The sequence below is a fragment of the Chryseobacterium pennipullorum genome (genome assembly GCF_003384725.1).
GTDB classification, from domain to species: Bacteria; Bacteroidota; Bacteroidia; order Flavobacteriales; family Weeksellaceae; genus Chryseobacterium; species Chryseobacterium pennipullorum.
The window spans coordinates 1-532 of record NZ_QNVV01000055.1; the positions used below are offsets into that span (position 1 = coordinate 1).

The following is a 532-nucleotide window of genomic DNA, read 5'->3' on the forward strand; positions in this document are numbered from 1 at the left end:
TATTTTATGCCGATTTCCCATATTCGGAGAATCAGTACAATCCCTTGAATTAAAACTCCCAAAGCCTTCTATTTTTATTTGTTGTATAGTCGGCGTTTGGATGGAAAATGTTTTGGAAATTCCCGATTCCTCACTCTTAAGAACAAGTCCTTGATGAATGTTTACAGGATTAGGTTGTATTGTGACCCAGTCATAATAGGAGTTAGGTTCGTATTCTATTAAAGTGTATCCTTTAGTTGGATAAATAACTTTACTTAAAACTCCATAAACAGACTTGGTATGATCAGGTTCCCGATCTGCACCACCATAGCTGATATTATCTAAATAATGCAGGTTTTTTGGTAATATGTTGGTATTGGATTTTCCATTAAAATATCCCCAATGATCCTGCGAAAAAGACAGTCTTGCTGGAAATAAATTGGGTTGTATATACTCAAATTTATAATCTTTTGACTTAGTAAGAGAATTTATTGAATTCAGAAACAGTCTGTTATTTGCAGTCTTGTTAAACTGAAAAGTAAGTTTTTCAATG

At 33.1% G+C, this 532-nt stretch carries 1 pseudogene; it reads right to left on the reverse strand.

The features are described from left to right. Nucleotides 1-532 (reverse strand): annotated as a pseudogene (locus DRF67_RS21690) (RHS repeat domain-containing protein); the annotation flags it as partial.